Origin of the sequence: Brevibacterium sanguinis, assembly GCF_039528855.1 — a bacterium.
Classification (GTDB): domain Bacteria; phylum Actinomycetota; class Actinomycetes; order Actinomycetales; family Brevibacteriaceae; genus Brevibacterium; species Brevibacterium sanguinis.
Genome location: NZ_BAAAMB010000006.1, coordinates 253,778 through 264,204, shown reverse-complemented (window position 1 = coordinate 264,204; position 10,427 = coordinate 253,778). Strand labels below are relative to the sequence as shown.

The 10,427-nt window shown below is 68.8% G+C and carries 9 protein-coding genes; 3 read left to right on the top strand and 6 right to left on the bottom strand.

All coding sequences use genetic code 11. From position 1 onward, the window contains the following. From ABD154_RS07935 to ABD154_RS07920, 4 genes are all read right to left on the bottom strand, one after another. A partial coding sequence (locus tag ABD154_RS07935; protein ID WP_344251029.1) for a PIG-L deacetylase family protein occupies nucleotides 1–991 on the bottom strand: 991 nt, incomplete at its 3' end. Next, a complete protein-coding gene (locus ABD154_RS07930; protein ID WP_198500446.1) occupies nucleotides 988–2,040 on the bottom strand; it encodes a hypothetical protein in 1,053 nt (350 codons plus the stop codon). The genes ABD154_RS07935 and ABD154_RS07930, both read right to left, overlap by 4 nt. Nucleotides 2,041–2,151: 111 nt before the next feature. Beyond that, entirely contained in the window at nucleotides 2,152–2,730 is a 579-nt protein-coding gene (locus tag ABD154_RS07925) for a TetR-like C-terminal domain-containing protein (protein ID WP_232623823.1), read from the bottom strand. A 285-nt stretch (nucleotides 2,731–3,015) separates the two neighbouring features. Beyond that, the gene (locus tag ABD154_RS07920; RefSeq protein ID WP_137824771.1) at nucleotides 3,016–3,288 is read right to left on the bottom strand and encodes a GlsB/YeaQ/YmgE family stress response membrane protein; all 273 of its coding nucleotides are present in this window, start codon (nucleotides 3,286–3,288) and stop codon (nucleotides 3,016–3,018) included. 370 nt (nucleotides 3,289–3,658) lie between these two features. On the opposite strand from ABD154_RS07920, the gene ABD154_RS07915 reads away from it, so the two are divergent. Then, nucleotides 3,659–5,101 (top strand): alpha,alpha-trehalose-phosphate synthase (UDP-forming), encoded by a 1,443-nt coding sequence (locus ABD154_RS07915; RefSeq protein ID WP_344251028.1) that lies wholly within the window; start codon nucleotides 3,659–3,661, stop codon nucleotides 5,099–5,101. A gap of 46 nt (nucleotides 5,102–5,147) precedes the next feature. Here ABD154_RS07915 and ABD154_RS07910 read toward each other — a convergent pair whose 3' ends face one another. Next, nucleotides 5,148–5,876 (bottom strand): response regulator, encoded by a 729-nt coding sequence (locus ABD154_RS07910; RefSeq protein ID WP_344251027.1) that lies wholly within the window; start codon nucleotides 5,874–5,876, stop codon nucleotides 5,148–5,150. Then, nucleotides 5,842–7,527 (bottom strand): sensor histidine kinase, encoded by a 1,686-nt coding sequence (locus ABD154_RS07905; protein WP_344251026.1) that lies wholly within the window; start codon nucleotides 7,525–7,527, stop codon nucleotides 5,842–5,844. The genes ABD154_RS07910 and ABD154_RS07905 overlap by 35 nt, the downstream gene beginning before the upstream one ends. Before the next feature lie 301 nt (nucleotides 7,528–7,828). Between ABD154_RS07905 and ABD154_RS07900 the strand changes: the two genes are divergently transcribed. Next, a complete protein-coding gene (locus tag ABD154_RS07900; RefSeq protein ID WP_344251048.1) occupies nucleotides 7,829–9,250 on the top strand; it encodes a cation:dicarboxylate symporter family transporter in 1,422 nt (473 codons plus the stop codon). Between the two features lie 263 nt (nucleotides 9,251–9,513). Then, nucleotides 9,514–10,416 carry an LCP family protein gene (locus ABD154_RS07895; protein ID WP_344251024.1) on the top strand — a complete coding sequence of 301 codons (903 nt, stop codon included), beginning with the start codon at nucleotides 9,514–9,516 and terminating at the stop codon, nucleotides 10,414–10,416. The last annotated feature ends 11 nt before the right edge of the window (nucleotides 10,417–10,427 follow it).

Genomic DNA, 10,427 nt, shown 5'->3' with positions numbered 1-10,427 from the left:
CGGTAACGCGCTCGGCACGGTCGGCGAGCTCCCGGCTCAGCGCCCCGATCGAACTGCCGATCTCGAGGACGTGGGAGAACCGGCCGCCCGGCAGCGCCCGCAGCAGTGCCGCGCGCTTCGCGATCTCGTAGTCCGATGAGCGCAGCTCCCACGGGTCGACCAGCTCGGAGTGGACGCGGTCGAAGACGGCCTCGGCCGTCCGCGCATCGTTCGCCACCGCCTCGGCGGCCTCCGGCGGCTCCTGCTCTTCGCCGGCGAATCGGGTCACGGCGAAGGTGTCTCCCCCGCGCGCGAAGTGCGCGAGGACATCAAGCGGGAGGATCGCCTCGTCGCCGGGAGCGTCCGAAAGATCCTCCATCTGGGACGGATAGTGCGCCCACAGCGCCTCCCGGTCAAGGCCGTCCGGGTCGGGCAGGAAGCGCCACGACCGCCAGGCGGCATCGTCGGGGTCAGCCCAATGCCAGTACCAGATCGGGAACTCGAGCACGGTCGCCGCTCTCAGCCGCCCGACCTCGCGGGCGACCTCACCGACGGCATCATGATCGCTGTGACCGTCCGCGTGGTGCGGGGCGACGATGGTGAGCGGACCGGGCAGGTCCGCGGTTGCAGCCACCGCCTCGGCGAGGATCGTCTCCTGGTGGGCAGCCAGCGCCCCGTCGCCGAGGTCGAACAGGGTGCTCGCCGCGGTCGGATTGAGGGTTGAGAGCGCCGCATCGAACTCGTCGAGGCGGATCGTCCTGAGGTCGGCCGGGGTGTGCGTCGGGGACCCCGGGTGGGAGTTCTCCCCCGCGGTGAAGAGGAGGACGGTCACGTGGGCGTCGGTCTCGCCGAGGCGGCGCAGCAGTGCCGCACAGCCGAGCGCCTCGTCATCGGGGTGGGCGAGGAGCACGACGACGGATCCGCCGCACTCCTGCAGGCGCGGAAGGTCGCGGACCCCGGCGCGGATCCACGCGTCTTCCGAGGTGCTGGTCTCGAGGTGGGTGAACATCATCCGGTGACGATCACGTCGCCGAGCGCCGCCTCGTCGCGGGCCCCGTGATGCTGGCTGAGGTAGACGGTGAGGTCGGCATCGGCCTTCGCGAAGCTCCGATCGCCGGTCAGCGCGGCGGGGCCGGCGAGTTCGCGGGCGAGCTGCGCGATCCGCTGAGACCCACGGTAGACGATGTTGCGCACGCGCAGGGCCAGTTCCCAGGCCTCGTCACGGGTGTAGGCCTCGGAGCCGTCGGCGGCCTGTGCTGCCTGGGCGAGGGCCGAGCGGGCGGCGAAGATCTCCGCGTCGAGCTGTCCGAGCGTGAGGTTGCCCAGCGGTGAGGGCTGCGGCCGGGCGAAGTGTCGCTGTGCGGCACTGCGGGCCAGGCCCAGGGCACCGCCGAACCAGCAGGCGGCAACCCGGATCCCGCCCCACGCGAACGACGGTCGGTCGAGATACCACCCGGTGGGTCCGACGACCGTGGCCTGGGCGTAGTCGAAGGTCACCGACCCGCTCGGGATCTCGCTGAGCCCGAGGCTCGGCCACGGCGCCGTCGACGGGTGCACCCCGGGATCGGTGAGGCTCACGGCGAAGGCCCGGGACATCTGCCCGTGGTAGGCGGTGACGATGGCGTGGGAGAGCTGGGAGGCCAGGGAGCACCAAGGCTTCTCCCCGATGAGATGGACCGTCCCCTCGTCGAGGTCGATGGCGCTGAGCACGGTGCCCGGCGCCTCTGCGGCGAAGACACCCCACGTTGTGCCGGGTTCAGGCGTGCCGCTCCCCGCCTCGGCGAGGATGCCGAGGGCGTCGAGATGCGGTTCGAGCATACGGGCCGCCGCGACGTCGATCGCCGCGGTCGCGGCGAGTGCGTCCCACTGCTCGAGCTGGGTCGAGGTCCCGCTCAGACCCCAGAACTCCTGCAGCCCGGTGATCATCTTGCGCACCGGCGCGCTGTTGTTCACGCAGCTGACGAGCGCGGTGCCGCGGTCGGAGGCGAGGTCCGACTCCCACCACGGGGTGAGCGGATCGGTGATGAGCGTGAACGGTGAGGCAGTGGTTGAGGTGTGCATGAGGAGACCATTCTTGGGAAGCAGGGGTCACGGTTCGGGGTCACGCTCCCATTGGGAATAGCGAGGAGTGGTTGACAGGTCGGCCGCGGTGCCGCGCGGTGGTATTGGTGCTTATGTGTCCTTGATCGCGCGGATGCGCTCGATGAGGTCGTCGAGGCCGTCGTCGAATTCGCGGTCCGAGTGATCTTCGGCGAGTTTGGCCTGCAGTTGCTTGAGCGTCGGGTACCCGGAGAGTCCCTCGTCCTCGTCGCTGTCGGCATCGGCATCGGCATCGGCATCGGTAGTCGAAGCGATGTCGATGCCCATCGCCGAGACCTCGAGGACGAGCTGGCCGAGGAGGAAGCTCGTGAAGGCCTTGTAGGTGTCGACGACGCGGTCGTCGGAGAAGCCGTACTCGGTGAGCGCGGTGAGGAAGTAGTCGACCCAGCGCACGCTGCGCAGCGGCGGGCGCAGCCAGGGAGCTTCCGGCGGCTGCGTGATCATCAGGGGGAACATCCGCGGATGGCCGAGTGCGAGATCGCGCATCGCGGTGGCAACGAAGCGCAGGAACGCCTCCCAGGATTCGGGCTGCTCCTGCATGAGCTCTTCGTCGAAGAGGTCGTCGATGAGCTCGTCGACGGCGAGGGACACGAGCTGTTCGCGTCCGGAAACGTAGTTGTACAGTGCCATCGCCTCGACGTCGAGCGACATTCCCAACCTCCGCATAGAGAGCGATTGGACGCCGAATTCATCGATGTAGGCAATCGCTGCCTTGACAATGTCCTCTTGGCGCAAACGCTGGCGGGCCATGACTACTCCTGGAATCACTGATCAGAGGTGCGAGGGGATGCCCCGTCCCTCCATCTGTCGCGAGGTCCTGCACTTCACGTGCGACCGCGCCCGACCCGTGACCGGCGGACGCGTTCTCGGCTCAGTTTAGTCCACAGAACGCGCCCACCGGCAGGGCTGATCAAGCGATCATCACAGGCGGCTGAATCAGTCCCGCGCCGCGCGCGAACGACCGGTGATCAGACCCCAGATGACGAGGACGATGAGCGATCCGCCGATCGCGCACAGCCACGACGAGAGCGAGAAGAACGCGTCCATCTCGACTCCGAAGATCATCCCGCCGAGCCAGCCGCCCACGAGGGCGCCGAGGACGCCGAGGATGAGAGTGGCGATCCAGCCGCCGCCCTGACGACCCGGCAGGATCGCCTTGGCGATGGCGCCGGCGATGAGGCCGAGGATGAGGTATGCAATGAAACCCATGAGCTTATTTCCTTATGTTGTTGTCCAGCACGGTGCCGACCGTGCCCGATGCCCGCTTCCGGGGTATCGGCGCGATGCGTCGCGCGGGTGCGCGCGACGTGCCGCAGCACCCGGAGCGCAGAGGCGCAGGGACGGTCAGCGTCACCGCAATCAGGCGCTGAACCTGACCGCTTGCTTACACTGTAATCCATGTTCAGACCATTAACCAACAAACTCCATCTTACGCCGTAGAGGCGGGTGGAAACCGGGCGTCCACCAGCTGTTTTATTTCATACTTTTACAACGTAAAAATAGAGGCGTATTCTCTTCGCGACGAGCGCTGCGCCGCGCCCGGCGCGCGCGTTTCGAACAGACGAGGTCGTTGGTAGGCATGAACACACATCCCTATGTCGTGGTGGCCAACAGGCTGCCGTGCGAACGCGCCGCCGATGCCTGGCGGGCATCGCCCGGCGGTGTGGTCACGGCGCTGACGCCGGTCACCGAGCACAGCCGCGGCGCATGGGTCGGCTGGGCCGGCGGGGAGACCGCCGAAGAGCCGCGCACGCACCACGGAATGCCGCTCATCCCCGTGGCGCTGGGCTCAGCGGAGATCGACGCCTACTACGAGGGGTTCGCGAACGCGACGCTCTGGCCGCTCTACCACACCAATGTCTCGACCCCGCAGTTCCGCCGATCGTGGTGGGAGGCCTATGTCGCGGTCAACCGGCGCTTCGCCGAGGTGACCGCTGAGGTCTGCGCGCCCGATGCCACGGTCTGGATCCACGACTACCACCTGCAGCTCGTCCCCCGGCTGCTGCGGGAGCTGCGTCCCGATGTGCGCATCGGGTTCTTCTCGCACATTCCGTTCCCGTCCGTCGATCTCTTCGCCCAGCTGCCGTGGCGCACGGAGATCCTCGAAGGCATCCTCGGCGCCGATGTCATCGGCTTCCAGCGCCGGCGGGACGTGCGGAACTTCGAGGCCGCCTGCGCGGCCCTGCTCGGCCCCGCATCGACCGCCTCGGCGACGGTCATCGACGCCTACCCCGTCTCCGTCGACGTCGGCCACATTCGGGACATCGCCGGCAGCGGGCAGGCGCAGGCAGAGGCCACGCGCATCCGCGCCGACCTCGGGGAACCTGAGACCCTCCTGCTCGGGATCGACCGGCTCGATCACACGAAGGGCATCCTCGAACGTTTGCTCGCCCTCGAGGAGCTCTTCGACAACGGCACGCTCGATCCGCGGACGACGCGGATGGTCCAGGTGGCGGTGCCCTCGCGGGAGAGGATCCCGGCGTACCGGCAGCTGCGTGAGGACATCGAGCGCACCGTGGGGCGGATCAACGGTAAGTTCGCGGGGCTCGCCGGGACGACGATCCACTACCTCCACCGCGACTACGCGTTCGAGTCGGTCATCGCGTGGTACCTCGCCGCCGACGTCCTCCTGGCGACGTCGATGCGCGACGGCATGAACCTCGTCGCGAAGGAGTACGTGACCGCGCGGGCCGGCCGGGGCGGGGCGCTCGTGCTCTCGGAGTTCGCCGGGGCCGCCGACGAGCTCACCGATGCCCTCATCGTCAACCCCCATGACCGGGAGGCGATGGTCCAGGCGATCGCCGAGGCGGTCGCGATGGATGCCGGTGCGGCACGTGCCCGCATTGACGCGATGGCCGAGGTCGTCGCCGACCATGACGTCTATGCGTGGGCGAACCGGTTCACCGGCGACCTCGCCGAGGTGGCGGCGGAGGACCCGGCGGACGCTGCGGTTGCTGCGGCCCCGGCCCCGAGCGCCGCGTCTCCCGCAGCCGCAGCGTCACCGGCCCAGTGGATGATCTGAGCGTCGGCCCCTGAGCCAGTGCTCCGAGTCGAGACAGTCAGCTCTCTCACGCCCAGCGGTATTCGTACTCCGGCCGTCCGGGGGTGCCGTGGCGGGGCTGCTTGATCGCCTGCTTCGTCGTCACGAGGTGTTCGAGGTAGCGGCGCACCGTGACCCGGGAGAGCTCGAGGCGCGTGCCGACCTCGGTCGCCGAGACGGGTGAGTCGGCCGTGCGCACCGCGGTCGAGACCGCTTCGAGGGTCTCCTCGATGAGGCCCTTCGGCAACCGGCCGCGGGGAACCGAGCGCAGGGCGCTCAGCGCATTGTCGACGGCCTCCTGCGTCGCGAGCGACCCCTCCCCCGTCAGTCCCTGCCGGAAGGCCCGCTGGTTCTCGAGCTTGTCCCGGAACGCCGCGAAGGCGAACGGCTTGATGAGGTACTGCGTGATCCCAGTCGAGATCGCCGCGCGGATGACCTGGAGGTGCCGCACCGCGGTGATCGCGATGATGTCGGTGCCGACGTTGCGGCTGTTCATCCGCTTCGCGACGTCGAGGCCGTGGGCGTCGACGAGGTTCATGTCGAGGAGGACGATGTCGACGGGCTGCCCGGCGGCGACGAACTCGTCGTAGCGGGCGAGCGCCTCGACGCCGCCGAGTGCGATCCCGGCCACGGCGAACCCCGGCACCCGGCGCACGAAGTCCGCATGCGCCTCGGCGGTGAGGGGATCGTCCTCGACGATGAGGACGGTGAGCTCCCGCTCCTCAGACCTCTCGACCATCGCGACCTCCCATGTCATCGTTTGCAGTTTCGTCGTCCGCCGCCGTCAGCGGCAGGGTGACCGTGATGATCGCCCCGGCGTCGGAGTCGACGGTGAGCTCCCCGCCGAGGCGGCCCACCGCCTGCCGGACGAGCGCGAGCCCGAATCCCCGACCGCCCGCCTCCGGTGGGGCCTCCTTGTCTGTGGCCCCGAGCCGGAAGAGCGCATCGACCTCGGCAGTGGCGATGCCCGGACCGGTGTCGGCGACCGTGATGATGAGCTCCCCGCCGGCCCCGGTGGCGACGAAGTCGGCCCACACGTGCCGTTCGGCCGAGTCCGCGGCGGCGTCGAGGGCATTGTCGACGAGGTTGCCGGCGATCGTCACGAGGTCGCGGGCATCGAGGCTGCCCGGCGGCAGTTCGCCGGCAGCGGTGACGGTGAACTCGATGCCGCGTTCATGGGCCTGCGCGGCCTTGCCGATCATCAGCGCGGTGATGAACGGCTCGTCGAGAGAGTCGACGAACGTGTCCGTCAGCCGTTGGGATTCCTGTTCGTCGCGGACGGCGAACTCGAGCGCCTCGTCGAGGCGGCCGAGTTCGATGAGGGTCGAGACCGTGTGGAGCCGGTTGGCGTGCTCATGAGTCTGCGCCCGCAGAGCGTCGGAGAGGGTGCGCAGGGTCTCGAGCTCCCCGGCGAGCTCCGAGAAGTCCGTGCGGTCACGGAGGGTGACGACGGTGCCGCCGGTCGCCTCGGGGTCGCGGTCATCGGGTTGGGTCGCGGGCTTCTGGCTGATGACGAGGACACGGTCGGCGGTGAGGTGGGTCTCGTCGACGGCGACCCGACCGGATTCGACTAGGGCACGGACAGAAGCCGGGAGGGCCACCTCGGCGAGGGGAACCGGCTGTCGCTCATCGGGAGCGGGCAGGTCGAGGAGCGTCGCCGCCTCATCGTTGTAGAGGACGAGGCGGCCCGAATCGTCGATGAGGATGAGCCCCTCGCGCAGGGAGTGGAGGGCGGAGTCGTAGAACGCGAAGAGGCGCTTGAGCTGTTCGGGACCGTAGCCGAGGGTGACCCGGCGCAGATAGCGGGCGAGGATCCACGACCCGAGCCCGCCGAGGGCGATCGCAACGGCCGCGACGATGATGATCTGGGGCACGGCGGCGGCCTGGGCGACAGAGATCGCCATGAGCGTGACGCCGACGGCGACCATCGCGGTGACCTCGCCGGAGTCGTCGACGATCGGGACGATCGCCCGGATCGAGGGGCCGAGCGTGCCGACGTACTCCTCGGTCTGGCTCTGCCCGCTCAGGGCGGTGTCGATGGTGCCGATGTAGTCCTTGCCGAGTTCGCTGGGGTCGGGATGGGTGTAGCGGGTGCGGTCGCGGTCCATGATCGTCACGAAGTCGACGTCGGCGGTGCTCACCACGGTCTCCGCATACGGCTGGAGGGCCGCGGAGGGGTCAGGGCCGGCGACCGCCTCGGTGACGTAGGGGTCGTGGGCGAGCGTTTCGGCGATGCTGAGCACCCGGTCACCGGCGGCGTCACGGGCCGCGCTGCGCGTCGAGGCGTAGCTCGTGATGCTCAGCACCGCGCAGACGATGACGATGAGGACGAGCTGGGAGACGAAGAGCCGACGGGCCAGCGGCAGATGCCGGGGGCCGCGGCGGCCGGCGCGCAGGCCTGCTCTCATCGCACTCCTCCTCTCTCCATGAACACTATGAACGCAACCGTGACTCAGATTACGAATCTTGCCACTCTTGGTGCACTGACCACCCATCCGGCGCACGGTCGCCGGGGACACGCACCATGACTCGACCATCATCTCCGAGTCCACCACTCAATGAGGAGGGAAGGCAATGCCGCCTGAGAACACCACACCGACCGGGGCCCACCAGGGACCCGCAGGAAGCGCTCCCGCCGGCGCCACCGCCCACGACGCTACCGGGCAGGCCCCTGCGAAGAAGAAGGACCGCACCCACTGGCTCTACATCATGGTCATCACCGCCGTGTTCGCCGGTGCCGCGATCGGCCTCATCGCCCCCGAGGTGGGCATCGCGCTCAAACCGCTGGGCACCGCGTTCGTCGCGCTCATCAAGATGATCATCGCCCCGATCATCTTCTGCACGATCGTCCTCGGCGTCGGATCGGTCGCGAAAGCCGCGACGGTCGGCAAGGTCGGCGGTCTCGCGATGATCTACTTCCTCTGCATGGCGACCTTCGCCCTCATCATCGGGCTCGTCGTCGGCAACCTCATCCACCCCGGTGACGGCCTGCAGCTGCGGCCCTACGAGGATGCCGCGGGCGGGGAGTCGAATGCGACCGTCGCGTTCCTCCTCAGCCTCATCCCCGGTGACATCCCCGTCCTGCCGACCCTCGTCCTCGCGCTCCTCGTCGGGTTCGCGCTGCAGTCGATGGGCAAGGCCGGCGAGCCGGTGATCACCGGCATCCGCCACATCCAGGCCGTCGTCTTCAAGATCATGATGATGATCATGTGGGTCGCCCCGATCGGCGCGTTCGGTGCGATCGCCGCGGTCGTCGGCGCCACCGGATGGGCCGCGATCGGGTCGATGGCCGTGCTCATGGGCGCCTTCTACCTCACGTGTGCGCTCTTCATCGTCATCGTTCTCGGCGGGCTGCTCAAGATCGTCACCGGCTTCAACATCTTCAAGCTCATGAAGTACCTGGCCCGGGAGTACCTGCTCATCTTCTCGACCTCGTCGTCGGAGTCCGCGCTGCCGCGTCTGCTCGCGAAGATGGAGCACGCAGGCGTGTCGAAGCCGGTCGTCGGCATCACCGTGCCCACCGGGTACTCGTTCAACCTCGACGGCACCGCGATCTACCTGACGATGGCCGCGCTCTTCGTCTCCACGGCGATGGGCATGCCGATGGACCTCGGCCAGCAGATCTCCCTGCTCGTGTTCATGATCATCGCCTCGAAGGGTGCCGCCGGTGTCACCGGTGCGGGACTCGCGACCCTGGCCGCCGGCCTCCAGGCGCACCGGCCCGAGCTGCTCGACGGCATGGGCGTCATCGTCGGCATCGACAAGTTCATGTCCGAGGCCCGGGCCCTGACGAACTTCACCGGCAACGCCGTGGCGACCCTGCTCATCGGCAAGTGGACGAAGGAGATCGACCTCGACCAGGCCCGGGCGGCGCTCAACGGCACCAGCCCGTTCGACGAGCTCAGCCTCGACCCGGAGAACCACGGTCACCCGGTGGCGGGCGACGACGGTGACGAGGGTGCCGCGGGTGTCGGCTCCGGCTCGGGTGCCGATTCCGTTGCCCGCGCGGGTTCCGCGGCTGATTCTCCGTCGGGCGCAGGTTCGGGATCCCCTGCGGGTGCGGAGGCGGCCCCCGGCGCCGAGGCGACCGACCGGACCGCCGCCACCGACGCATCGTTGTCGCGGGCGTGACGGGCTGCTGTTCGGCGTGAGACCGAACTGCCGATGAACTCTCGGGGCGGGTGCAGCGCGAGCACCCGCCCCGAGTCTCTTCTCCTCCGGATTAGCGGACTCTTCGGGGTGTGGGGAGATGGAGCCGGACGACCATTGGCGATAGAGTTTGAGAAGACCCTGTGAACCCCTCACCTGCAGTGCCGCGGGTGCTGACGTCGGTGCCCGCCGGCGCGGGGTGGGGCAGGCGAATCGACAGACATGACAGAGGAAGAGGCAGCGCAATGGTCAAGCTCAAGACGGTGGCGTCAGCGCTGGGGTCGCTCGGAGGACTCAACAAGGCCCGCAGCGAGTTCGACGACGCCGCACGCAAGTACACCGACGACCGTGCGTTCCCTCCTGCCGACATCCGCCCGGTCGCCTCGGAGGCGCAGACGATCGCCGTGCGGATCACGACCGATGATGCGACCACGAGCCAGGGCGACACGTTCGCGATCATCCATGTCGCCGCCGACGGTGACATCGCGGCGATCCTCGTCCTCAATCCCGCCGTCCAGGTCGAATCGGGGCTGACGCTGGCCGCTCTCGTCGACGAGGGCGGGTGGCCGGTGTTCGTCGCGATCGCCGAGGAGGTCCTCGGCATCCGCATCGACCACATCATCGAGCTCACGGCGACGGCGCTGGCCGGGGTCATCGATGAGCTCGGGTCCGTCGCGGTCTACAGCCGGTCGGCGTTCAGTGCCGGCGACGCGACGTTCACCGAGGGCACGAACACCCTCGACGGCGCCTCGGCGATGTCGTTCGCCGCCGCCGAGGCGGTCGACGATGCCGGTCAGACGCGCACCCGGAATCAGCGCGCACTGCTGCGGGCGCTCGTTCAGGCACTGCGGCAAGGTGGCCTGGTCAAGGATCCGGCGAAGCTGACGACGGTGCTCGGCACGGTGTCTGCCGGGGTGCTCACCGATGCGGGGCTGACGACGGTCGTGCTCGGCAAGGTGGCGAATGCGATCCGGCAGATCCCCCAGGATGATGTCGTCACGGTGACCGTGCCGTCGAAGTCGGAGCGCCTCGACGATGGGACCGTGCAGGTGACCCTCGACGCCGAGGCGGTTCCGGCCCTGCGTCAGGCCCTGGCGGGAACGGATCTCAAGGAGTTCCTCCACTACCTCGCGTCACTGGGGTACTGAGCGGCGCTGGG